The organism is Peribacillus sp. TH16 (assembly GCF_016651095.1).
Taxonomy (GTDB): domain Bacteria; phylum Bacillota; class Bacilli; order Bacillales; family DSM-1321; genus Peribacillus; species Peribacillus butanolivorans.
Genome location: NZ_JAEKEM010000002.1, coordinates 1517427 through 1542468, shown reverse-complemented (window position 1 = coordinate 1542468; position 25042 = coordinate 1517427). Strand labels below are relative to the sequence as shown.

General features: G+C 38.0%; 23 protein-coding genes. 16 read left to right on the top strand and 7 right to left on the bottom strand.

Annotation, left to right across the window (positions count from 1 at the left end; translation table 11 throughout):
- The first annotated feature begins 89 nt into the window (after nt 1-89).
- The 3 genes from JFV29_RS07435 (at nt 90) to JFV29_RS07425 (ending at nt 1884) form a co-directional block, all read left to right on the top strand.
- A complete protein-coding gene (locus tag JFV29_RS07435) occupies nt 90-803 on the top strand; it encodes a FixH family protein (RefSeq protein WP_201182149.1) in 714 nt (237 codons plus the stop codon).
- A 113-nt stretch (nt 804-916) separates the two neighbouring features.
- Entirely contained in the window at nt 917-1081 is a 165-nt protein-coding gene (locus JFV29_RS07430) for an Lmo0850 family protein (RefSeq protein ID WP_157443799.1), read from the top strand.
- A 173-nt stretch (nt 1082-1254) separates the two neighbouring features.
- Nucleotides 1255-1884, top strand: coding sequence for a DedA family protein (locus JFV29_RS07425; protein ID WP_201183434.1), 630 nt, complete (start codon nt 1255-1257; stop codon nt 1882-1884).
- A gap of 55 nt (nt 1885-1939) precedes the next feature.
- Here JFV29_RS07425 and JFV29_RS07420 read toward each other — a convergent pair whose 3' ends face one another.
- The 4 genes from JFV29_RS07420 to JFV29_RS07405 form a co-directional block, all read right to left on the bottom strand.
- Complete coding sequence (locus tag JFV29_RS07420) at nt 1940-3271, bottom strand: hemolysin family protein (protein ID WP_201182147.1); 1332 nt, start codon at nt 3269-3271, stop codon at nt 1940-1942.
- Between the two features lie 284 nt (nt 3272-3555).
- Nucleotides 3556-4665 (bottom strand): histidine kinase N-terminal domain-containing protein, encoded by a 1110-nt coding sequence (locus JFV29_RS07415; protein ID WP_201182145.1) that lies wholly within the window; start codon nt 4663-4665, stop codon nt 3556-3558.
- A 245-nt stretch (nt 4666-4910) separates the two neighbouring features.
- Complete coding sequence (locus tag JFV29_RS07410; RefSeq protein WP_201182143.1) at nt 4911-5789, bottom strand: cation diffusion facilitator family transporter; 879 nt, start codon at nt 5787-5789, stop codon at nt 4911-4913.
- 520 nt (nt 5790-6309) lie between these two features.
- A complete protein-coding gene (locus tag JFV29_RS07405; RefSeq protein ID WP_201182141.1) occupies nt 6310-6834 on the bottom strand; it encodes a universal stress protein in 525 nt (174 codons plus the stop codon).
- Between the two features lie 351 nt (nt 6835-7185).
- Between JFV29_RS07405 and JFV29_RS07400 the strand changes: the two genes are divergently transcribed.
- Nucleotides 7186-9183: a transglycosylase domain-containing protein gene (locus JFV29_RS07400; RefSeq protein WP_242486795.1), complete on the top strand. Its 1998-nt coding sequence runs from the start codon at nt 7186-7188 to the stop codon at nt 9181-9183.
- A 196-nt stretch (nt 9184-9379) separates the two neighbouring features.
- Here JFV29_RS07400 and JFV29_RS07395 read toward each other — a convergent pair whose 3' ends face one another.
- Nucleotides 9380-9688: a hypothetical protein gene (locus JFV29_RS07395; RefSeq protein ID WP_056520436.1), complete on the bottom strand. Its 309-nt coding sequence runs from the start codon at nt 9686-9688 to the stop codon at nt 9380-9382.
- A 195-nt stretch (nt 9689-9883) separates the two neighbouring features.
- Here JFV29_RS07395 and iadA point away from each other — a divergent pair, with 195 nt between their 5' ends.
- The 6 genes from iadA to JFV29_RS07365 all read left to right on the top strand — a co-directional run bounded on the left by iadA (nt 9884) and on the right by JFV29_RS07365 (nt 18539).
- Nucleotides 9884-11059 carry a beta-aspartyl-peptidase gene (gene iadA, locus JFV29_RS07390; protein ID WP_201182137.1) on the top strand — a complete coding sequence of 392 codons (1176 nt, stop codon included), beginning with the start codon at nt 9884-9886 and terminating at the stop codon, nt 11057-11059.
- A gap of 851 nt (nt 11060-11910) precedes the next feature.
- A complete protein-coding gene (gene pdhA / locus JFV29_RS07385; RefSeq protein WP_201182133.1) occupies nt 11911-13023 on the top strand; it encodes a pyruvate dehydrogenase (acetyl-transferring) E1 component subunit alpha in 1113 nt (370 codons plus the stop codon).
- Nucleotides 13023-14006, top strand: coding sequence for an alpha-ketoacid dehydrogenase subunit beta (locus JFV29_RS07380; RefSeq protein WP_056520441.1), 984 nt, complete (start codon nt 13023-13025; stop codon nt 14004-14006). The genes pdhA and JFV29_RS07380 overlap by 1 nt, the downstream gene beginning before the upstream one ends.
- A gap of 30 nt (nt 14007-14036) precedes the next feature.
- Entirely contained in the window at nt 14037-15317 is a 1281-nt protein-coding gene (locus JFV29_RS07375; RefSeq protein ID WP_201182131.1) for a dihydrolipoamide acetyltransferase family protein, read from the top strand.
- Nucleotides 15318-16742 (top strand): dihydrolipoyl dehydrogenase, encoded by a 1425-nt coding sequence (gene lpdA, locus JFV29_RS07370; protein ID WP_201182128.1) that lies wholly within the window; start codon nt 15318-15320, stop codon nt 16740-16742.
- 417 nt (nt 16743-17159) lie between these two features.
- The gene (locus tag JFV29_RS07365) at nt 17160-18539 is read left to right on the top strand and encodes an amino acid permease (protein WP_201182124.1); all 1380 of its coding nucleotides are present in this window, start codon (nt 17160-17162) and stop codon (nt 18537-18539) included.
- Nucleotides 18540-18634: 95 nt separating this feature from the next.
- Here the strand turns inward: JFV29_RS07365 and hisC are convergent, their stop codons facing one another.
- The gene (gene hisC / locus JFV29_RS07360) at nt 18635-19747 is read right to left on the bottom strand and encodes a histidinol-phosphate transaminase (RefSeq protein WP_201182121.1); all 1113 of its coding nucleotides are present in this window, start codon (nt 19745-19747) and stop codon (nt 18635-18637) included.
- 172 nt (nt 19748-19919) lie between these two features.
- Between hisC and JFV29_RS07355 the strand changes: the two genes are divergently transcribed.
- Nucleotides 19920-20387 carry an Lrp/AsnC family transcriptional regulator gene (locus tag JFV29_RS07355; protein ID WP_201182119.1) on the top strand — a complete coding sequence of 156 codons (468 nt, stop codon included), beginning with the start codon at nt 19920-19922 and terminating at the stop codon, nt 20385-20387.
- Nucleotides 20388-20573: 186 nt separating this feature from the next.
- Here the strand turns inward: JFV29_RS07355 and JFV29_RS07350 are convergent, their stop codons facing one another.
- Nucleotides 20574-20972 (bottom strand): carboxymuconolactone decarboxylase family protein, encoded by a 399-nt coding sequence (locus tag JFV29_RS07350; protein ID WP_201182115.1) that lies wholly within the window; start codon nt 20970-20972, stop codon nt 20574-20576.
- Nucleotides 20973-21090: 118 nt separating this feature from the next.
- Here JFV29_RS07350 and JFV29_RS07345 point away from each other — a divergent pair, with 118 nt between their 5' ends.
- The 5 genes from JFV29_RS07345 (at nt 21091) to JFV29_RS07325 (ending at nt 24773) form a co-directional block, all read left to right on the top strand.
- The gene (locus JFV29_RS07345; RefSeq protein ID WP_201182111.1) at nt 21091-21516 is read left to right on the top strand and encodes an Lrp/AsnC family transcriptional regulator; all 426 of its coding nucleotides are present in this window, start codon (nt 21091-21093) and stop codon (nt 21514-21516) included.
- Between the two features lie 400 nt (nt 21517-21916).
- Nucleotides 21917-22414, top strand: coding sequence for an LURP-one-related/scramblase family protein (locus JFV29_RS07340; RefSeq protein WP_201182109.1), 498 nt, complete (start codon nt 21917-21919; stop codon nt 22412-22414).
- A gap of 307 nt (nt 22415-22721) precedes the next feature.
- A complete protein-coding gene (locus JFV29_RS30005; protein ID WP_207196277.1) occupies nt 22722-23060 on the top strand; it encodes a hypothetical protein in 339 nt (112 codons plus the stop codon).
- Between the two features lie 278 nt (nt 23061-23338).
- On the top strand, nt 23339-23830 hold the full coding sequence (locus JFV29_RS07330; RefSeq protein WP_098372726.1) for a DinB family protein: 492 nt from the start codon (nt 23339-23341) through the stop codon (nt 23828-23830).
- A gap of 475 nt (nt 23831-24305) precedes the next feature.
- Nucleotides 24306-24773 (top strand): GNAT family N-acetyltransferase, encoded by a 468-nt coding sequence (locus JFV29_RS07325; protein WP_201182107.1) that lies wholly within the window; start codon nt 24306-24308, stop codon nt 24771-24773.
- Nucleotides 24774-25042: the final 269 nt, after the last annotated feature.

Sequence of the window (25042 nt, the reverse complement as noted above, 5' to 3'; positions counted from 1 at the left end):
AAAATTGTATAAAAATCTGAAATTAGGGAAGGATGGGCAATATGAAAAGGACAGATTTTGGGTCTAATAAATAGTAAAGGAACGTTATAATGAAAAAACTCTATGTGTGTACTGCGTTGTTATTTATGTTAGCCGGCTGTCAAGAGTCTGAAATGCCAGAGGATAAAGAAGTGAATACTGTTATTCCAGAATCAATGGAAGCATCAATCGTCATTAAAGGGAAATTGGTTCCTGGCAAAGAAGTAATCCTTGAAACAACAGTAAAACAAGGAAGTAATTTGGTAAATGAAGCTGGTGAGGTTCTGTTTGAAGTAAGAAAGTCGGGACAGGACAAACGGGAAATGCTGGAGGCGAAGAATACAGGAAGTGGTACATATCAAGTGATGCATACGTTTAATGAACAAGGGAAATATTATGTGGTTGCCCATGTAACAGCCAAAGGGCTGCATGTGATGCCGGAAAAAGAAGTTGTCGTTACGGATCATGAAAGTGAAGGCGCATCTGCTCATCCAAGTACGGATGTTTCAATTGATTTTCAAAGTAACCCTGTGAAGGCAGGAAGCAGTTCGAACTTTGAAACAACTGTAGAATTGAATGGAAAGCCTTTGACAAATGCAGATGTGAATTTTGAGGTGTGGAAAGAAGGTAGCGAAGAAAGCCATTTCACCAAAGCTAAAGAAGAGGAAAAAGGAAATTACCAAAATAAGGTATCTTTTGTTGAACCCGGCACCTATAAAGTTCAGGTTCATGTTGAAAAAGACGAAGTACACGAACATCGATTGCAAACAATTCAAGTTAATTGACAAGTGTTAACATGACACTGTATGGTTTTTCAATTCAATTCTTTAAATAGGTTTTATATATTCGTTATTTGGGAAGTTAAAGGATAAAGATACAGCAGAAAGGGAGAGTAAGTATGACTAACGAAATAATCAAGAAGTATAAAAATCTCGGGATTCATATTGAAAAAACGAAATCTCGTCAGGAGATTTTCACTAATGTTTATCAAAATGACTCATCCTTACTCACCACAGCTGTTTTTTCTCAATTTCAACAAAAACGGGATCTAAAAGAATATTAATGCAATGAGACCGGAGATAATTCCAACTGGTCTTTTTTTTGTGCTTTCGGGAATGAATTCCTTAATGAAGAAGAGAATACTCCATGCAAAAAATCGAATAGAACGTTATGTGCTGCAATAGGATAGAAGGACAAACATTTTGAAATTAGCCTTAAGGGGAGTCCGATTGCATGATGTCACAGCTTATTATGACGATATTAAATTGGTTTGCAGGAATGGGGTATATAGGTGTTTTATTAGGTTTGATGGTCGAAATCATCCCGAGTGAGCTCGTTCTCGGATACGGAGGCTATTTAGTTGGTCAGGGTAAAATGAACTTTTGGGGGGCTGTCCTTGCAGGTGTAGTAGGAGGGACGATAGCGCAATTATTTCTCTATTGGGCGGGTTATTTCGGAGGACGGCCATTTCTTTTAAAGTATGGGAAATATATTTTAATAAAAGAAAAACATATTGTAATGGCTGAAGAGTGGTTCCATCGTTATGGGGTTGGAGTGGTTTTTACGGCTCGTTTCATCCCGGTCGTCCGCCATGCTATTTCTATCCCTGCAGGAATTGCGAGAATGTCTGTTTGGAAGTTCATCTTTTATACGGTTGCTGCCTTAATACCTTGGACCATTTTATTTCTAACCTTAGGAAGGATTCTCGGGGAGAATTGGCAGCAGATTAGTGAGATTACTTCTCCCTATTTAATTCCTGTAGCTGGTTTTTCCTTTGTTCTTATCATTCTTTATATTATTTGGAAAAAAAAGAGTACACCTCCAATCGTAACGGTCAAGAAAATGGGCCGGTTTTCTGAAAAGTGATCACTATAAAAAACAGCCTCGTAAAATTTACTTTTACGAGGCTGTTTTTTATTCGTTATCCTTGAGGAAGGTCTTCTTCAAGAGGTAGCTGTTCGACCTTTTTTGTCACTTCAATATAACGAATGGCGTGATCTTCCATTTCAATCACTTTAAAGCAAAATCCGTCTTTTTCCATGATGTCGCCAACATTTACATCATAATTCTCCGTTAAAACCCATCCACCGATTGTATCAACATCATCTTCCTCTAAGTGAATGCCGAGTAAATCGTTCACTTCCTTTACAAGAAGTTTAGAGTCTAAAATATAGTGCCCATCCTTAATTTTTCGGATGGATGCGACTTCATCAATGTCGAATTCATCGCGAATTTCACCAACGATTTCCTCAAGGATATCTTCAACCGTGACAAGACCGGAAGTACCGCCGTATTCATCCATCAAGATCGCCATATGAATGCGTTCTTTTTGCATTTTCAGCAGTAAATCATGAATCGGAATATTTTCCATGACCCGAATAATTGGGCGAGTATAATTTTCAATTGCTTTTGAATGGATTTCTCGATTCTTAATAAGATCTGAAAAAACTTCCTTTAAGTTGACTAAGCCGATAACATGGTCTTTATCACCTTCGACAACAGGGTACCTGGTGTATTTTTCTAGTTTAGCCACATCGACGAATTCTTGTACCGTTTCATCTTTTGAGATGGTAAGAATCTCCGTCCTTGGGACCATGATTTCTTTGGCAACACGGTCATCGAAATCAAAAATGTTACTTACATATTTAAATTCTGATTGGTTAATCTCTCCACTTTTATAGCTATCAGAGAGGATGAAACGCAATTCTTCCTCTGTATGGGCAATTTCACTTTCAGAAGCAGGCTTGAAGCCAAGCAATCCGACAACAAAACGAGAAGAATGATTTAATACCCAGATGAAAGGGAAGGCAATCTTATGGAAAAGAATCAATGGTTTGGCGATAGCCAAAGTCACTTGCTCAGCCTTTTGGATGGCAACGGTCTTTGGAGCCAATTCACCCACAACGACATTCAAAAATGTTATCAGTGAAAAGGAAATGACAAAAGCTAGAATGCTTGTGACTTCGCCTGGGAAATTCAAGGCCCCGAATAAAGGTCCTATCAATTTAAGGATGGTGTCCTGTCCAAGCCACCCTAACCCTAGAGCAGTCACGGTAATTCCAAGCTGTGTGGCTGATAGGTATTCATCAAGATCAGATGTAACCTTTTTGGCCGCAATGGCTTTTCTGTTGCCTTCTTCTATCAATTGATCAATTCTTGAGCTTCGCACCCTGATAATTGAAAATTCTGAAGCCACAAAAAAAGCAGTTACAGCGATTAAGATAATTACTATTATAAAACCTAAAATGTCCAAATAGTGTGGGACTTAATTGAATCGTTTGTTATGTCGAACGATTTAATTTTCCCAGTCACCTCCCAAAACCAATAATGAATGAAATGTTGTTATCTTATCAAATGTTAGATGAAAAATAAATATCGTTTTGTCTAGTATGAAAATTTATGATGTTTTTTATTTTCAATCTATAGGGTCATTCACCTCGATTAGTAGTGGAACCTAACTATTAGTATAAGTAACTATACTCGAATCAGTCAAAATTTTTACACTAATGGATCCATAGATATAACGGATATTATACTTTATTTTGTTTTTATTTGTATTGAGAAAGTCGTTAAGAAATCTGTTGAATGGCATGTTAAGGTTCCTTGATGTTTTAAAACAATCTCTTTACAAACGAATAGTCCTAATCCTGTACCCCTTTTTTTAGTTGTAATAAACGGTTCGAAAATATTTGGTAGAACCTCTTCAGGTATCTTAGGGCCATTGTTTGAAATATTTAAGGATAAAATACCGGATGGTGATTCTGAACCGGAAATGTATATGGATGGTGAAGGCATTCCCGCAACCACATCAAGAGCATTTAAAATGATATTTAGTAAAACCTGACGAAATTCCTCTTTAGAACCAGAAATCACGGCATCATCAGCGATATTACAAGTTATGGAAGCATTTACTTCCAAAATGCTAGGATATAAAAATTCAATCACTTCATTTACTAGCTGGGCAATAGAAAATAGATCCGGTTGTGATTCAAAAGTTTCTTTCTTAGAGATATTAAGAAACTGAGTAATCCGATAATTGAGCTGATCTAATTCTTTTGAAATAATATCTAGGTATTTTATCTCAGGCTGTTCTGCTTGTAATAATTGAATAAATCCCATGATGGAAGTAAGTGGATTTCTGAATTCGTGAACAAAGCTTGAGGTCATTTGGCCTAGGAGTGTCAAACGGTCCTTATGGTTAGGGCTTATAAACTGATAACGTGCTTCAAGCTCCTTCGTTTTCAATTCGGTAAAATAGGATAATGCATATTGAATGAGTTTATCGAAGTAAGCGTTAATTTGATGAATTAGATCGGATACTTCTTCTTTAGTTGCCTCAGAATTTAGAACGTGATCAATGATGATGGATCTACCGATAGCCGCAGTGGCACAGAAAATTTCCATATTTAGCTGCTTCTTAACTCGATCAGATGCAATTTTTTCTCCTACGACCTTCAGTACATCTCCTATGTCAGTATCTGATTTTCCAATCTGATCAATTAGCAGGTTAAAAATATTTTCTACTTCTCCTTTAAAATACCCTATATATCCATCCGGTAAATGCAACAGCTCATCATTCCATTTGGAAATGATACTGCCTTTTTGAGAAGATAAAAAGTGAATGGTCATTTCTCGATTAGATACCATTTTGCCCTCCATACTGTAGGAAAATGAATTTTCTTTGAGCTTAAGATTTATGGTTTAGAATAAAATTACAAAATATCAAAATAATTACATTGTGCTTTTATGATAACAGATTACCGTTCTTTAAACATGCATCAATTGGATAAATATTCGGCAATTAAGTAGGAAATCCCTTTTTTTGACACAGTTTTATTACTGTGAGTAGTGGATTATAAAGATAAAAAAGGCATCCGTAAAATTAATGACGGTTACCTTTTTTTGGGGAATGTATATGGTTCGATATGAACAATCACATGTTGAATATTATATTCTTTTAAAAGGTTTTCCTCGATTTTCACCGTAATATCGTGGCTTTGGATGACGGTCAAAAGTGGGTTTACATGAACGGTAGCTTCGAGTAGAATTTCACTACCATGCATACGAGCTTTAATTTCACTCATGTTTTTAACACCTTCTGTTAATAAAATGGTTTGTCCGATTTGTTGTAGTAGCTGCTCGTCAAAACCATCGGTTAAAGAGATAGAAGCATCGCGGAAAATATCCCAAGCTGTTTTACAGATGATGATTCCAACTACTAATGCAGCTATTGCATCTAGCCAGAAAATCCCTATCTTAGTACCTAAAATTCCTATAGAAGCACCAATACTGACCAGAGCATCAGACCGATTATCCTGTGCAACTGCATAAATGGAGGCGCTGTTAATTTTTTTGCTTAATGCTAAGTTGTAACGATAAATCCCGTACATAAAAATTGCGGAGAATATAGCAACATAAGCAGTCAGCATATTGGGAACCGTCGTTGAATCTTGATAGAAGAAAGATTTTACAGCACTAAAAATAACCTGCAGGCCAACTGTAATCATAATGAAGGCAGCTACTAACGAGGCTACAGTTTCCGCTCGCAAATGACCATATGAATGATTATCATCAGGTGGTCGCTTAGATATTTTTAATCCAATCAATACGGCTATGGAAGCGATGATGTCGGTTGTGTTATTTAAACCATCTGCCCATAGTCCCTTAGAGTCTCCAAAATAACCAAATGACAATTTAAGAGCAGACAAGAATATGTAAGCGGCAATACTGATATAGGCGCCTTTTTCAGCTGAAATTGAATGTTTATCCATGTCTATTCTCTCCCCAGTGTAAATTAGCCTTAATAAAGATATCAAAACAAACCTTAGTGAGTCTATAGAAAAATTGTCGTATTAATCCATCTAACTTGGTTAATAGCAGATGTATTGAACAAATGTAAAGAAGTTGGTTTAAAGAAAGAATATAGCCATTATTAGGGATGGAAAGTTATAATAGTATTTGCATTTTCTTGTCTGCTCATTAGATAGAAACTAGTAGTATATTTTAACCGAGGATTAAAAATTAAATACTTCCAGAAGGGGAGCCAAAAAGGCTGAGAGTGAACCTGTAGAGTTCGGACGTTTTTCGGTTCCACTGCGACAAAAGGACAGCCAGTGCCATTTATACTGGGACTTATATGCAATTAGTTTTATTTTATCGGTAGTTGTCGCGCTGATGCTTTATTCGGCAGCTTCGAAGGTATTATTGAAAAAAAGCCGGATTCTATATCGAATCCGGTTTTTTTTGACGAATATCCAAACAAATCCGGCACAAGAATGAGCCGGCTCCTTTTTACTTTGCAATAAATACCGAACAGGGGGCGTTTTTGGCGATGGAACTACTTGTACTGCCAAGAAAGAATTTTTCCAGCCCGCTTTTTGCGCTATTACCGACAACGATGAGGTCAGCCGCAGTTCTTGCTGCATAGTCACATACGCTATCAGGCGCATGTCCTTCCAATATTTCGAATTTTCCCTCAACTCGACATTCACTTAGCAATCTAAGTGTATTACTTTCTGCGTTTTGAACACTATTTTGGACAACAGAATGGGTATCATTTGTCTCTTGATGATCCGTTTGTTCAACCTCCACAACGGGATGTGTTTGGACAGGGTCTACATAAAATCCTGCAGCTGGCACAAATCCCGGGGCGGATGCGTTTCCTATGATACGCTGTTCAACTTTTTCATTTAGGACATGAACAACGGTCAGCTTAGCTTCAGGAAAGGCCTTTTTCAATGTTGCACCATATTCTACTGCCCGTTTACTGTCTTCATTTCCATCAAAAGCGACGACAATATGTTTCAAATCTTTCATTAATATCATCTCTCCCCAGTTTTAATGTATTTAAAAGTGTTATACCCACTTTTAAATGGCTTCACGCCTATTGATTGTGTATATTGATCACAAACACATGTAAAGAAGAGTTAGTAAGCATACGCGTACAGGCAAGGGTGAATCTCCAGGCCCTTTCAGTTGAGTGGTCTGTTTTTTATCACTTTATAAATAAAAGGAGTAAGGAAGTGAATTTCAGGAGTAACCCGTTATAAGAAAAAAGAGAAGAGACCATTATGTCTCTGCCTTTTAGTCAAACGACGAGTTTTCTTTTATAAAAAGGGTAAAATATTTTTAATGAAGCATGTCTTAGATGGGAAAATGGGGGTTCAAATGAGAGGGTTAGTGAAAATAGGTCTGATTATTATATTGGCAATGGTAGTTTTTGGTGCCGGTTTACTATTTTATTTCAAGCAGGGTGCAGATATAAGTCTTCTACAAAATCATCTTCAGCAACCGACAGAGATCTATGATCTCGACGGAAATCTTGCCAGTACTATTACGGGCAATAAATCTGAAGGTGTTGCAATAGAGGAAATACCAGATCATATGAAACAAGCGGTTGTATCCATTGAGGATCATCGTTTTTATGAACATCATGGCATTGATTATCAAGGAATTTTGCGTGCCTTAGTTAAAAATGCGAAGGCAGGAAGTATTGTCGAAGGAGGGAGTACGCTTACCCAGCAGCTTGTGAAGATTACGATGCTGGAATCGGAACGAACTCTGAAACGGAAGGTAGAAGAGTTTTTTCTTGCTCAGGAAGTCGAAGATAAGTATACAAAAGATGAAATTCTAGAAATGTATTTGAATCAAGTCTATTTCGGGCATGGGGCATGGGGAATCAAAAAGGCCGCGAATATTTACTTTTCCAAGGAGGTCTCTGAATTGACCGTTGCCGAGGGGGCATTGCTTGCGGGTGTCATTAACCTTCCATCCAAACTTGATCCATACAAAAATTTAGACGGTGCAATGAAACGACGTGATTTAGTTCTTTCAAGAATGGCCGAACATGGGTATTTGACGGATGATGAAGAGGCTGCGGCGAAAAAAGATGAAGTGACTCTTCTTCAGGGTGAGCAAATGACTGATCCATTAAAAGGAAAGTATCCTTATTTTGTCGACCATGTTCTGTCGGAGGCATCCAGTAGGTATGGAATAGAGCTCGAGGAGTTGCTTACAAAGGGCTACAAAATATACACAACACTAGATCAATCCATGCAGCAGGCCACAGAAACCGTTTATGGCAACGATGCCAATTTTCCAGTTGGGACTAGTACAGATGAATTGGTTCAAAGCGGGGCAATCCTCCTTGATCCGAAAACAGGAGGGATCAAGGCTTTAGTCGGCGGCAGAGGTAAACATCAATTCATGGGATATAACCGGGCAACCCAATTGACGAGATCTCCTGGCTCGGCCATTAAACCGCTTGTTGTTTACACGCCAGCAGTTGAGGAGGGTTATGATATCACCACTCCTTTAAAGGATGAAAAAATGAGTTTTGGGGAATATGAGCCAACAAATCTAAGTGGCATTTATAAAGGAGAAGTACCGATGTACGAAGCGATGATGAATTCATTAAACGTACCTACTGTATGGCTATTAAATGAGATTGGTATCGATAAGGGATTGGATTCACTTAAGCGGTTTGGGATTCCATATAAAAAAGGTGACCGAAATCTAACAATTGCTTTAGGGGGCATGGACAAAGGGGTCTCCCCGCTGCAAATGGCAGGAGCCTTTTCCACTTTCGCCAACGATGGAAAACGATTGGAGTCGCATGCCATTATAAAAATAGAAAATATCGAGGGAAAAGAGGTAGGGGCTTGGGAAGAAAAAGCCATCAATGTAACCTCTAAGGGCGTCGTCGACAAAATGAATACAATGCTGCTTGGTACAGTAGAATATGGCACAGCAAAAAATGCAGCTGTTTCCGGTTATGAAGTTGCAGGTAAAACAGGATCCACACAAGTTCCAATCGAAGGAATATCAGGGGTTAAAGATCAATGGTTTATCGGTTATACACCTTCGTTAGTCGGTGCTGTCTGGGCCGGGTATGATAAGACTGATGAAAAACATTATCTGACGACACATAGTAGTGAGGGGAGTGCGATTATTTTTCAAAAAATAATGTCGCAGGCTTTACGAAATCAGGCGTCACAATCTTTTAATACACAAGACATTGGGCCGCTTATAGCGGAACAACAGGCACTTATAGCGGAACAACAAGCAAAAAAAGAAGAGGTGCAAAGAAAGCAATATTGGATTGACAAAGGTAATCAGATTCGGGAAGGATTGAATAAATGGAAAGACTGGAAGGTCCCATGGTGAAAGTCCAAAGGGAGCATGGATTACATGCTCTTTTCTCGTTCATTCAGTCACAATAAAAGACTGTCAGATGTTTGACAGCCTTTCATCATTCTTTAAAAAATAAGATTAGCTATAAAGCCTATAACGACAATTGCGCCGATTACCATTAAAATGGTTCTCATTATATACACCCTCTTCTATACGTAGTTAGAATTTATTAAATGTTAACTGTTTGGTTCGATTGAAAACCGAGTTTATTTGAATCATTCTTTTTGCATATAGTCTGTACTTTTTCGAGCATAGCTTGTACATTCTCGCCTTCAAGTATGACTTTCATAGTTGCACACTCCTGAAGAATGAGTACAAAAGAGACAAATGTAGAGAGTTTCTTGGCTTCGACTAATTTATGGTTGCAGATAAAATAGATATTACCTTTAAATTCTTTTGTAACTTGATATAAGTTCATAATTTGACGCATGGATAATCGTTTATTTGTTTTAATGTCCGAGGAAATTACTTTATTCATGTTGTCTACTCCTTTTGTGTTTTTATACTTTTAGCAAGCATAATCAAAATGTCAGTTTAGCTACAATTTTTTTAAAAAAGAACAACTATCTTTGTCCTTTTATGTAATTGTTAGCGGGTTATGCTGTATATTTACCCGTGTCAATGAATTTAAAACCTATTAGAAAATTTCAACTTATGAAAGGGAGAAGGAACAATGCTTAAACTTATCAAAAATGGAGAGATTTATGGACCGGATTTTATGGGTCAAAAAGATATCCTATTGGTTGGAAAGCAAATTGGTTACATGGAGGATCAGATTGATGTACCTGTTGATTTTGTTGAAATGGAAGTGATTGATGCGGCTGGTAAAATTATTGTTCCAGGTTTTATTGATGCACATGTCCATATCATCGGTGGAGGAGGAGAAGGTGGCTTTAAAACAAGGACTCCTGAAATTCAGTTAACCGATGCAACATTAGCTGGTATAACGACATTAATTGGAGTCATCGGAACTGATGGAACGACAAGAACGATGCCAGGGTTGCTTGCTAAAGCGAGAGCTCTTGAAGAAGAAGGAATTAGCTGTTATGTTCAGACTGGTTCGTATCAAGTACCAGTCAAGACTCTTACAGGGAAAATTGAAGATGATTTAATTTTAGTGGATAAAATTATCGGGGTAGGCGAAATCGCTATTGCCGATCATCGTTCCTCGCAGCCGACTGCAGCGGAATTGGCGAAACTAGCATCACAGGCCCGTAATGGAGGACTTTTGTCCGGGAAAAGCGGTATCGTCAACATTCATGTAGGTGACAGCAAGAATCATGTACGGGTAATCGAAGAAGTCGTGGAGACAACTGAAATACCGATCACACAGTTTTACCCGACGCATATTAACCGCAATCAGCATTTATTCAATGCGGGGATAGAATTTGCAAAAAAAGGCGGCTATATTGATTTTACGACAAGTACCATCAAGAAGTTCCTAGAAGAAGGAGAAGTAAAGGCAAGTACAGCAATAAAACGAGCACTCGATGAAGGCGTTGATATTCGGCAGATCACCCTCACTTCAGATGGACAAGCGAGCCTGCCTGACTTTGATAGCAGCGGAAATCTGCGCGGTTTGAACATTGGTACGTGTATGTCCTTATATGATGCAGTAGTCGATGCGATTCTCGAGGACGGAGTCACAATAGCCGATGCAATCCGTGTTGTGACTGAAAATCCGGCAAATATTTTAAAGCTCGGTAATAAAGGGCGGATCGAGGTAGCTAGAGACGCCGACTTAGTTATAGTTAAAAAAGAAACATTTGAAATTGATACAGTAATCGCAAGGGGACAAATTATGGTAAAAGAGGGAATAGCGGTCGTGAAAGGTACATTTGAAAAATAGGGATCACTCCCGTATCCTCGAAGCGGAAAAGGAAATAAAACTTTCTTTCTGTTCTGTTAGAAATGTTAAGGTAGGGCTCCTTAACATAATGAACTTTGATTTACGGTTGATATGTTCATCCACGGTCTTTAGCAAACTGGGCCACTCGATACTTCACTAAATGATGTTAGTTCTTACTTTGTTATCCCTCCTTATCTTAAAGTTGCCTTTGGCGGTGTGGCTGAACTGATTTATCAATCTCTTCGATCAATCAAGTTGAAAATAGTTTTATACAACTAAAGATATAAAAAATACCTCCAAAGTCCCGCAATTCTAACACGGTAAATTTCTTCATTATTGAAATCATTTGTTGCTTCGAGTTCAGATTCTCCTTCCCTAAAACTTACAGTATTGATTGGCCGGATTCTCAAATTAGATGCTGCAAAAGGTAGGAAAGCGGTTAAGTAAAGAATGGAACAAGTTGTACTTGTTCCATTCTTTTTTTTTGTGCACCCGGTATGGATGCAATTTATAGGTACGCGCCCCCGAAACAATCGAAATTAATTCCATCAAGTTGAAGAAATTATAGTAGTTTGATTTGGATTTTTCCATTAATGTTACGAATTTTCAAAATGAAGGTGAAGTATACGATAACACATTCTAAATAAAGGTAATATACAAAAAATTCATTCTATTTAACATATTATTAAAACCCTTGATGTATTATCCTTTTATATAAGCAAATATAGTTTATGAAGAAGCATTTATTTAAAAACATAAAAGACCAAAGAAAATTTTTGGGCTGTTATTTTATGACTGTTCAAATCCTTGGTAAGTTTGCTAATCAAATCTATCTTAAGGGGAGAAATGAAATGGAAAAGACGGAAAACCCAATTTTGAAAGCGTATTCAAAAGAGAATTTACCGGAAATGTATCAGGTATTAGCTCCAAATGGAGAGATAATTGAATCAATTGATGGAAAAATTGATAAATCACTCATGCTTAAGATGTATGAAAGTATGCTATTGCTTAGGATGTTTGACCGTAAATCAGTTAATCTTCAGCGCCAAGGAAGAATGGGGACTTATGCACCCTTCGAGGGGCAGGAGGCATCCCAAATTGGCAGCGCTTTAGCATTATCGGCAGGGGATTGGATGTTTCCCACTTACCGTGATCATGCAGCGGCAATTATTCATGGACAGGAGATGTATCGTGTTTTTCTATACTGGATGGGGCACGTAGAGGGTTCAATCTGTCCGGAAGGAAAACGAACTATGCCTCCTTGTGTTCCTATTGCGACTCAAATGGTTCACGCGGTAGGTACGGCTTGGGCAAGTAAGCTTAAAGGAGAAGAGAATGTAAGCATTGCTTATTTTGGTGATGGTGCTACTTCTGAAGGGGATTTTCATGAGGCACTGAATTTTGCCGGTGTATATAAAACCCCAACAATCTTTTTCTGCCAAAATAATGGCTACGCTATCAGTGTGCCTTTTGAAAAGCAATCTGCTTCTAAGACTATATCTCAGCGTGCTGATGCGTATGATATCCATGGTGTTCGTGTAGATGGAAATGATATCTTTGCAGTTTGGCTGACTGTAAAGGAAGCAGTCGAAAGAGCGCTTAAAGGTGAAGGTCCTACTTTGATTGAAGCTATTACCTTTCGATATGGTGCCCATACTACTGCAGACAATCCAAACATATATCGTAATCAGGAGGATATTTCAACATTCTGGAGGGAAAGTCGCGATCCGATTACACGTCTTAAAAAGTTGTTGATTAAAAAGGGATTCTGGAATGAGGAGCAGGAGGAAATGGTGTTAAAACAAATTAGCGAACAGATTGACACTCACCTCCAAAAAGCAGAAGAGTACCCTAAAGCCGATCCGCTCGATATGTTTAACCATGTTTATGCTGAAGAGTCATGGCACATAAATGAACAGCAGCAAGAATTGAAACAAATCTTAAAGAAGGATGTGAAGAAGTAATGAGCCAACATTTAACTATGATTCAGGCTATTACAGAAGCAATGGACCAAAAGCTTGGTCAGGATGATCGTGTGATGATCTTAGGTCAGGATATTGGAGTAAACGGTGGAGTTTTCCGTTCAACGGAAGGCCTATTTGAGAAGTACGGAAAGGATCGAGTTGTAGATACACCATTAGCTGAGGCTGGAATCATTGGCTCTGCAATTGGTTTAGCTCTTAATGGAATGGTTCCCGTGGTAGAAATTCAATTTCTTGCATTTATTTATCCAGGATTCGAGCAAATTGTTTCCCATGCTGCCCGTATGAGATACCGTACTCGGGGACAATTTGGGGTGCCCCTTGTTATCCGTACACCATATGGTGCTGGAATCAGAGGTCCTGAGCTTCACTCCGAAAGTGTCGAAACCTTCTTTGCCCACACTCCGGGTTTAAAGGTGGTTGCACCTAGTAATCCTTATGACGCAAAAGGACTACTCATTTCTGCCATCGAAGATCCTGATCCGGTAATCTTTTTGGAGCCGACTAAATTGTATCGAGCTTTTAAGGAAGAAGTTCCTAAAGAGATGTATCGAATACCAATTGGTCAAGCAAAAGTGGTTCAGGAGGGAAGCGACTTAACCATTTTTGCATGGGGAGCTATGTTAAGAGAAGCATTGAATGCCGCTAAAAAGATTGAAAATGAAAAAGGTTGGAAGTGTGAAGTAGTCGATCTTCGAACACTATACCCGTTAGATCGGGATACGATCGTAAAATCCATAAAAAAAACAGGTCGCGGATTAGTCGTTCATGAAGCTCATAAGTCATCCGGATTAGGTGCGGAGATTATCTCTATTATTAATGATGAAGCCCTTATTTACCTTAAAGCCCCTATTAAGCGTGTGACAGGATTTGATGTTCCAGTTCCGCAGTTTTCAGTAGAAGATCATTATCTACCTACTGTTGAACGTGTAAAACAAGGAATAATGGAAACGATTTCATTTTAATTTATGAATAAGGGAGAAGGAGGAACAAGCATGGTAGAATTTAAACTTCCTGATGTAGGTGAAGGGATGCATGAAGGAGAAATTATCAAGTGGCTCATTAAAGAAGGAGAATCAGTAACGCAGGACCAACCGATAGTAGAAGTACAAACGGATAAGGTCAATGCGGAATTGACTGCCCCAGCAACGGGCGTGGTCAAGGAAATACTCTTTACTGAAGGGGATATTGTAGAAGTAGGAACCACTATATTTACTATTCAAGAAGAGAACGATATTTCTGTTCCGGAAACATTTGTTATTGAAAAAGAGCCCCCGGTTATGCAACCTGCTGATGTAAAAGTAAATTCAGAGGATATAACAAGTAAACCACATCTTGAAGCAACTCGTGTGTTGGCTACTCCATATGTACGTCAAATGGCTAGGGAAATGAAGGTTGATATCCAGCAGGTTAAAGGTTCTGGGCCTGCTGGACGAATAATAGAAAGTGATTTGCAACAGTTTATAGAAAATAATCAATTTAAACAGGCCAATGACAATAATAACAACGATAATAATATACTTCAAGATGCAACTCCTATTGAAACTGTTCAGGAAAAAGTAATGGAAAAAGGGTTAGAAGAGCGGATTCTCCTTAAGGGTATTCGAAAAAAAATCGCTGAACATATGGTAAAGTCAGTTTCGACTATTCCACATGTAACCCATGTAGATGAATTAGAAATGGATAGATTAAAGGAATTAAAAGATCAATTAAAGACGTATTCAGACAACAAGGATATTAAATTGACTTTTTTACCATTCTTCGTTAAGGCTATTGTTATCGCACTAAAGGAGTTTAAAACATTAAATGCTTCAATTGATGAAAAGACAAATGAAATGGTATTGAAAAATTATTATCATATTGGGATTGCCACGAATACGAACGATGGTCTCATTGTTCCTGTTATTAAAAATGCAGATCAGAAAACAATTTTCCAGCTAGCTGATGAAATTAGACAAATGGCAATCCAAGCTCGAGAAGGGAAGTTGAGCTTAGAGCAGATTACTGGTAGTACATTTACCATTAGCAATGTTGGACCAATCGGTGGGTTGCATGCGACTCCAATCATTAACTATCCCGAAGCGGCAATTTTAGCGTTGCATAAAATGGAACCTCGCATGGTTGTTCGCGATTTGGAAGGTGTTATCCGCTTGATGATGAATATGTCGTTATCTTTCGATCATCGTTTAATTGATGGCGTAACAGCGGTACGTTTTACAAATCGGATTAAGGAACTACTGGAAAACCCAATTCTTTTAGTTGTGGAGATGAGATAAATGGTAGTAGGGGAAGTTGCTATAGAAACAGATGTTATCATTATAGGAGGAGGTCCGGGAGGATATGCTGCAGCTATTCGTCTCGGACAGTTAGGGAAATCAGTTGTTCTAATTGAAAAGGATAAGCTGGGTGGTGTTTGCCTCAATCGGGGATGCATACCTTCGAAGGCTCTAATACATACAGCTGATCAATTTCATAGGCTTAACGATTTTGAAAAAATGGGAATTCAACTACCTCAAGAGAAAACAGCAGTTGACTTAAATGTATGGCAGGATTGGAAAAAGGGCATCATTTCTCAGTTGAACCAAGGTATATCCCATTTATGTAAAGAAAATGGAGTAACGATGGTGAAAGGTCGAGCAACCTTTTTATCTGATGACCGCATCGGAGTAGAAACCGATGGTGATTTTGAAACCTATAAGTTTGAACATGCAATTATTGCGACAGGGTCTAGACCGTTTATTCCTTCGTTCCTTAATGTAGATGGAAGATATATTTTGGATTCGACAACATCGTTACAGCTAAAAGAAGTTCCACCTAGCTTGTCGATTATCGGCGGAGGCTATATCGGTATCGAAATGGGTATGGCTTTTGCAAAGTTAGGTACTCAAGTAACAATTATTGAGATGGCTAATCGTATTCTCCCTCAGGTTGCTGACAACTTGGTCAAGGAAGTAATCCGTAATGCTAAGAAGCTTGGGATAAATCTTAAAACATCTACAAGGGTAGAAAAAGCCATTGTGGAAGATGGACAAGTTCACCTTCATGTTTTTTCGGAAAAGCATGGGACAGAAGTGATTGTGAGCGAGAAGACCCTAGTAACAATTGGCAGGATTCCTAACACTCAAGAGATTGGTCTAAATCAGGCTGGCATTGCGGTAGACGAAAAAGACTATATAGCAGTAGACACGGAATGTCGTACTAATGTTCCACATATCTTTGCTATTGGTGACATCACACCTGGTCCAGCTCTTGCTCACCGAGCGTCTAAACAGGGAATAGTGGCAGCAGAAGTAATAGGAGGTTTGCCAAGTGCCATTGATTCCACTTTTGTTCCCTATGTAATCTTTTCAGATCCACAAATTGCAGGGGTGGGCTTCAGCCGTGAAGAAGCGGAACAACAGGGATATAGCGTTAAAGCTGGAAAATTCCCATTCAGTGCCAACGGACGGGCGCTTGCAACGAATGAAACAGAGGGATTTGCAGAAGTGATCGTGGATGCTAAAAGCCACATTTTACTTGGAATGCATATGGTTGGCGCTGATGCATCTAACCTTATAGGTGAAGGAGTACTGGCCCTTGAATTGTCAGCTCGTGTAGAAGATATAGCTCTGAGCATGCATCCACATCCAACTTTGACTGAAGGTTGGATGGAAGCGGCAGAAGCGGTTTTGGGGCATGCAATCCACATTGTAAATAAGTAAGGATAAATGGAGGAAATTAATTTATTAGGGGTTACTTATAACAATGTAATCCCTAATTAATAGTGTTCTAGTTAATAGATAAAAGATAGAGATAGAGATAGAGATAGAGATAGAGTGGGTTTAATGAGCCCATCTTAACGTTAAAAGTAAATCTAGATCCGTATTAAGTTATTAGTTCAATGACCCTATTTCCATAATCAAACTGAAATACAGCATTTATCCAAGTGAAAATTATCAGTCTGAAGCTATCCTTCTTGTAATATTTACGGTAAACTTTAGCTTGCCGTCTTTTCATGTTTCCACTCCTTTGTCATAACGGTTGATAAGTATTAAACTTATCAAGTCGCCATTCAATAGATGAAACAGAGTGATTAATTTTTTATTCAGAAAATTAACAGAATAAAGGAGGAATAAGTAATGGAATCAAATAATGGGTCTCTACAAAAGAAGTTGTTGCCGCGACATATTAGCATGATGGCAATGGGCGGAGCAATAGGTACTGGGATTTTTAAAGGAAGTTCTGAAACCATATCGTTAGCAGGACCAGGAGTTATCCTTACTTATATTTTTGCAGGATTATTACTTCTTGTGGTCATGGGAGCTATAGCAGAAATGGCAATCGTCTATCCAAATACAAATATGAAGGGTTTTGTTCAGAAAGCGTTTGGTAAACGTAGTTCCTTCATTATAGGCTGGATGTATTGTTTCATGTGGCTGTCCGTATGTGTTATTGAGGTAGTAGTGGCAGGGAGTTTCTTGCAATACTGGCTTCCAGCTATTCCACTTTGGATATTAAGTTTAGGCTGTGCTGCCCTAATCATTGGAATTAACATGATGAATGTTAAAAATTATGGAGAATTTGAATTTTGGTTTGCTGGAATTAAAATTACAATGATTATAGTATTTATTCTCTTAGGAGCTAGTATTTTATTTGGAATTATCCCAAGCGGCGGAACTAATTATCTACAAAACTTTACAGAGCACGGTGGTTTTTTTCCTAATGGCTGGATGTCAATATTTTCAGCTTTGCTAATTGTTATGTTTTCTTACGGCGGTTCAGAATTAATAGGAGTAACAGTAACAGAAGCAAAGGATGCAGAACGTATTTTACCTAAGGTTATAAAAAGCTATATTTGGAGAGTTATATTATTTTTCACCTTACCGATACTTGTAATATGCGGTTTAATTCCTTGGAACGAAATTAGCGACCAGTCAAGTCCGTTTGTACAGGTATTGTCAATGTCAGGCTTTCAGGGATCTGCCCACATAATGAACTTTATTTTAATTACAGCTGTCTTATCTGCAGCTAACTCTGGAATATATGGTTGTACACGGATGTTGCATTCTTTAGCTGCAGAGGGGGAAGCTCCAAAGTCTTTCTCTTATGTATCGAAAAATGGTGTTCCATTATATAGTTTACTACTAAGTGCCGTTGTTTTAATCGCGGGCTCCATGATTACCTACGTTGCACAGGACAAAGCATTTACCTTATTAATGGCGTTTCCGGGTTTTGTGGTATCACTTGTATGGATCAGTATTTGTTTAGCGCAGCTAAAACTTCGCAATTCATATCCTAAAGCTCCGAGCTTTAAATTGTGGGGCTTCCCGTACGTAACATTGTTTACAGTAATTACATTAAGCATCATTTGTGTCATGTTTGTGTTTAGTGAACAGAATCGGGTCAGTATCATTGCTTGTCTTATTGTATTGGTAGGATTAATCGCGATTTCAATCGTTAAATTTAAAAGTGTGGATGAACAGGAAACAATTATAAAGGAAAAGAGAATGGTTAAATAAATCCACGTAAAAGATACGACATGGGCAAAGGGCGTCTATGTCGTATCTTTTATGCTTATCAATCCTTGATTATTTTGCAACTATATTTCGATCTGTCATGTACTAAGCGTTTTATTGATTACATTTTGTAAGGATTTTATGAACCTCTCATTTTCAAGTGGAGTACCGATGGTCACGCGGATAGTATTTTCATAGCCAAGTAAATGACCAGATCGGATGATGACCCCTTGTTTTAATAGCTCCTCAAAGACGTACCTGCCAGGATGATTTAGTTTGACCATTATAAAGTTGGCATGAGAAGGAAAGAATGTTAATCCCATCTCGCTTAGTTCGTTTTCTAAATATCTTCTTCCTTCCTCATTCTTACGAGTACATTGTGCTACAAATGCAGGGTCGTCCAGAGAAGCGAAGGCTGCTGCCTGTGCTAAGCGATTGGTATTAAATGGTTCTTTCACTTTAATTAGCTCTTGTACGATGGAAACGTCCATTAAACCGTATCCGATCCTTAATGCAGCCAATCCATATATCTTTGAAAAAGTACGTAAAATGACTAGATTTGAATGGGTATTTAGAAGTGGCAAGGTTTCTAAAAAGTCTTCATCCTCAACATATTCATAGTATGCTTCATCAACGATTAGTATAATATGTTTCGGCACCTTCTCGATAAAAGATCTTAACTTTTCTTTTTGAACGATCGTTCCTGTTGGATTATTGGGATTACAAACAAAAATCATTCTTGTTTTTTCAGTAATGGCCTCATACATACCCTGTAGGTCATGTACGCCATTAATAAGAGGTATCTTTACAGGTGTGCCACCGTCAATCAATACATTCGTTTCATATCGTGGAAATGTAACGTCAGCCATAATGACTTCATCATTATGTTGAATGTAGGTTCGTGTTAACAAACGTATAACTTCATCAGATCCATTACCTAAGATAATATTATCTTGTTTGATATTTAATTTCCTTGCTAACTTTTCAGCTAATGACGGTGCCATTCCTTCAGGATAAAATGAGGTTTGCTCCATTTCGATAAGCATGGACTCTTTTGCTAGAGGTGAGCAACCATATGGATTCTCATTGGATGCCAATTTAACGATACTTTCAAGTCCTAGTTCGCGTTGTACTTCTTCAATTGGTTTACCGGAAACATATGCGCTTAGGTTTTCAATGTTTTTTCGAACAAGAATTTTTGTGAAAGTCAATGCAAGTTCCTCCCTTTGATAAATTCTGAATTTTCTTTTTCTATTAATGATTTTAATGATAGAATAATAACTGTTAAATTTACATACAAAAAAGAATGTATTTTCTGCTTTCCATACACCATTTTAAAGAAATATAAGCTTATATTCCTTCATTATGAAAGGCGGTTGCTTCATGGATGAAATAGATGTCAGTTTACTAGAACTTTTACAATTAAATGGACGTATCACGATTAGTGAATTATCAAAGAAATTGGCTCTTAGTCGACCTAGTATTTCTGAACGTATGTATCGCTTACAAGAAAAGGGGATTATAGAAGGGTTTAGTGCCAGAGTTTCACCACCGGCAATAGGAAGAGGAGTACTTGTGTTTATTCAAGTAAGTGAACTTAAAGTTTCTGTTCCTGATTTTGAGCAATTAGTCAAAGGTGATTTAGACATTATTGAGTGTCATCGCGTAACAGGAACAGTAGGATATTTTTTAAAAGCCGCTTTAGCTGATATGGACAGCATGAGAATTCTTATAGATCGATTAATACCCTATGGACATTTAAATACTTCTATAGTTTTAACATCCCCAGTACCTTCTCGCTCCATTCTTCCAAAGATTAATCAGTTAGAAGATCAAGGTGCAAAATTCTAGATTGAATATAATCTTCAAAGCTATTAGATACTAAAACTATTTCAGGTCAAACAGTACTTATATTAAATGGTCCAGTTGAACAGTTGAACATACTGATGGTTGAGAACAATAACGTTTTGGAATTCAACTGTTTAGTATGAATCTTTTACAGAAAGGAACAAGGCAAATGCCTGTTCCTTTTTAACATTATTTTAAATCCAGCAAAGCCCCGAAATATTGCTGTGCAGTTGTAAAACAAATGAAAGCTAATAGTTCCGATATCTCTTCATCGCTAAATGTTTCCTTTAACACATCAATGAATGTTTGCTCCGTATTTTCGCGTTTTAGGAGAAATACCTCTGCAAAAGCTACTGCATAGCTTTCTTTAATATCGTCTGGTTTCAATGGACGACCTTTTGCTTGACAGTATGCACATCCGTTACCATATGCAAGAACCCTTCTGACATTTTCCTTTAATTCCTTTGAAAGTTTCCCGTCTGTAGATATACACTCTGAAAGGTCCGACCATTTAAGTAAAATATCCTCCGAATGAAATAGTCGTTGAAACGGACTGGACCCAATAGCTGAATGTTTAATTCTTGTCATGAGCATCTCCCCTTTGAGATAATCATATAATAAACATCTAGGTAAATTAATTGCATTTGTAAAGTATTTAAGAGTAATAATATATAGATGAAAGAAAAAGAAAGGGAATACTAATTATATGAAAATTGATAAAAAAGACCGTAGCATTCTTGATGAATTAACGATAAATAGTCGGGTTTCTATGAGGGAACTGGCAAAGAAAGTGAATTTATCTGCCCCCACTGTTACAGAACGGGTTCGGCAGATGGAGTCTTACGGAATAATAAAAGGGTATGTTGCCGAGATTGATCATAAAAAGATTGGTTTTCCGATTGAATGTATCGTAGAAGCAACAGTGAAAAATGGGGAGTATGACCGATTCAAGAGCTATATTGCCAAGCTTCCGAATGTTGATTTTTGTTTTCGAATTGCCGGACAGGCTTGTTATATGTTGAAAATACATAGTGAAAGTCTCCCAAAAGTGGAAGAGTTCATCAATCAGATAATCCCTTATGCTACAACAGTGACACATGTGATTCTTTCCGAGGTAGAGCGGACTCAGTAATAAGAATATTTTTATCGTTAACGAATTCATTCACTTAAACGACATATAAGTATAAATGTTATGGCTAAGAGAGTGGAGTGAGTCCGTACCACAGTTTAAGTGAGAGACACATAACAATAATCAAGCCAATTAATTTGAAGCATTATACGGTTTTTCTTATGCAACTATCGGGGCAAGATAGTTCAAGAGTACATAAGGAGTTGTTCAACAATTGGGCCAGATTGCGAAGGAAGAATTGCTGACTTTACAAAAGGTAAATTAGTTAAGGATAAATAGTGGTGAACCGAAAAGAAGGCGCTTTTGAGTGGAGCTATTATTTGGAATTTAATGCATAATATTGGAACAAATGCCCATTTCAAACGTAAGTAATGTAAAAGACTTAAGGTTGGGAGGCATAAGTATGAGGCAGCTTTATATAAAGCAGAAGGTATTCAGTCTTAGCGGGAAATTTACAGTAAAGGATCAGCAGGAGAAGGATATATATTACGTGGAGGGAAGTTTTATGCAAGTTCCAAAGACTTTCTCCATTATGAATAAAGCAAGAGATGAAGTAGCACTCATTACGAAAAAGGTGTTCAGCTTTTTACCAAAGTTTTTGGTTGAGGTGAATGGTCGAGAGGTATTAACAATAAAGAAGGAATTTTCCTTCTTAAAAGCACGATATACAATTGATGCGGCAGGCATTGAAGTACATGGTAATTGGTGGGATATGGATTTTCAAGTTTTACAGCATGGTAAAATCGTAGGTAAAGTGGGCAAGGAGTGGTTCACTTGGGGCGATAGCTATAAGGTTCAAATAATAGATGAAGAGATGGAAACCATTATTATTGCACTCGTTGTTGCAATTGATTGTGTGAAGGCTGATCAAGCAGCTGCATCCTCAGCAGCGTCGATTTAAAGTAGAAGTGTAAAATTAAAAGGCTGACAGTTTTTAAAAAATCACTGCGTTGAATAGGTGCGATGAACCGTATCATAATAAATGACAAGGCCATTTGGTACCAAGGTTTTATATTCGTTCTTCAGTAATCGGGCGCGATTCTTGAATAAGGTTTGCTTTTCTTATAGAACTAACAGGCTGAAGATCGGAGCTGTCTTTAAGGCAGCTTTTTATTATGGAACTATAGGGGCAGGATAGTTTAAGAAGGAATCCAATTAAGTTTCGTTGAATTAAATACCAATCATATTAACATACCGAGGTGTAACTGGTGGGCAGGAACAAATATGAAGGCAGTTGGATAGAATCAAATTTTATTGAAATTGATTGGATGTTAAGTAAGGAAAACTTAGTTAAACTGTTAAAGAGTGTCGTAAATCGAACAGGTCAATTTACTCATCAACAAATTTGTAATTGGTGTGATAAACATTATACAGATGAGACTGAACTAGATGACGAAAAGTTATACGACGTATTAGAGGATATTTCTGCACAGTGGGATTTATATTTAACAAACACTTACTCACTAAAAGAACTACAACATATGGATTTTTCTAAAGTAAAACTTCCCATCGAATGGTTTGAGAGGTGGTTAGGGGAATTATCTTAACAGATTTTTAATTGGAAGTTTGTGAAGAGTTGTACTTAAAGTAACGGGTGCTTTACTTCAATAAGGAAGGTTGCTTCGGCAGCCTTTTTCTTATTGAACTAAAGGGGCAGAATAGTTGAACAATAATTAATACGATAACCTAATCTTTTAGAAGGTGAAATAATGGAACAAGTAATAAAAGAAATTCTGTCTAGAGGAATACTCTTTAACTGATGCGAATCTATTGTAAGGTAAGCAATAATAAATTCAATCTAGGATTAAATTGGAGGGAATAGAAAATGGATGTAAAGACACTTTTGTTACAACAATGGGCAAGCTGCTTAGATGAAGAAGACTGGTTTCCACCACTTGAAAAAGTGCTAGAGGACATCACTTTTGAACAGGCAATTTGGAAACCAGCTGATGGGGCAATGAATTCCATTTGGGAATTAGTTTGTCATTTACTTTTCTTTGAAAAGAGATATCTGATGCGATTTCTTGGTGAAACAGCGAATGAACCACAGGCAGAAAATAATGACTCTACATTTCGATTACCAACTGAGACGTTAGAAAATTGGAAGGAAACAAAACAAGAATACTTTTATGTTCATCGTGAACTTGGAAAAATACTAGCAAAATCAGAACATGAAGATTTGTATAGACAGATTCCAGGAGATAATTCATTAGTGCTTGAACTGAAGAGTTTAGCAATGCACGACGCATATCATATTGGGCAAATTGTATTCCTTAGTAAAATGCAAGGTGCTTGGGCAGCGAAACGCAGCTTTTAAAAAAGCCTCATTAGCTTTACAGTTATTCCATTATGGGGGCTTTAATGGAATAAGAACGGGAACGTCCAAATCGGACGTTCCAATATTTTATACCTGAAAAACAACAATACTATTTAACAAAGCCTAAGATAAAAAAAGTTTGTGAAGATTTTCACTTAAACTAACAGGTGCGTTAGTTCTATAAGGGGTCCCGCCAACATTTTAACGAAAATATACGCTAAGCCTCCAACGATTACCGGCTTGGCGTTTTTTATTACTCTAAGGGGTCTGCCACATGCCCATCAAGCTAAGGGCAAATCATTACCCCAAAAGAGAAAAAAACGCTATCCTTTCTGTAATATCATCTTACATATGAATTATTTTTAATTAAATTTAAGAAACTTTCATTTTATTTATAAATGGTTTAATCCTATAATTAGGAATAAGAATATAAGTTTATTTTCAAAAATTACAGTCGTAAGTTGGAGGAGATTTCATGACGGATTTCGCTATACGCCTTGCCACCCCCGAGAACCGCAAAGAGATTTTCAATGTTCACCGTCATTCAGTCCGCAACCTCTGCTCAGAGCAATACACGGAAGAGCAGATCAACATGTGGCTGGATGGGAGGGACCCGGACATGTACCTCCCTGCGATAGAACGCGGGGAGCTTTGGGTCGCAGTGTCGGACAGGACAATCCTTGGTTTCGTCGAAGTGGAGGGTAACGAGGTAACCAAACTCTTTGTCTCCGGAGCGGCAGCGGGTTCAGGAGTCGGTAAAGCCTTGATGGTGAAGGTCATCGGGCACATTCGAAAAAATGGGAAGACACGGATCTACTTAGAAGCCACAACCACGGCGCGGGATTTCTATCGCAAATTGGGCTTTGTTGAGACGGGAACAGGCACTTTCTCGCAAGGGGGAGCGGCGGTTTCGTTGGAAATCGTCAAGATGGAACTGGTCTGAATCCGGTGCCGGGCCGACGGTGCAACGAGAATTGCACTCACCAATGACAGTATAAGTAGAAAACCACCAATAGGGTCGCTCTTTAGTAGAATAGCCTCTCGGCATTCGCCGAGGCAGGTGGGGCAAGGATTTCCCTGCACCACCAAAATTGTAATCCTCCCACTTTCGTAGGGGGATTTTTTATTCTACCGCCACCCGAACTGGAAAAAGATTGACTTAGGGCTAGTGATAGCAATAATAGGGGTCCAGACAGCATTTTGGCAAAATTG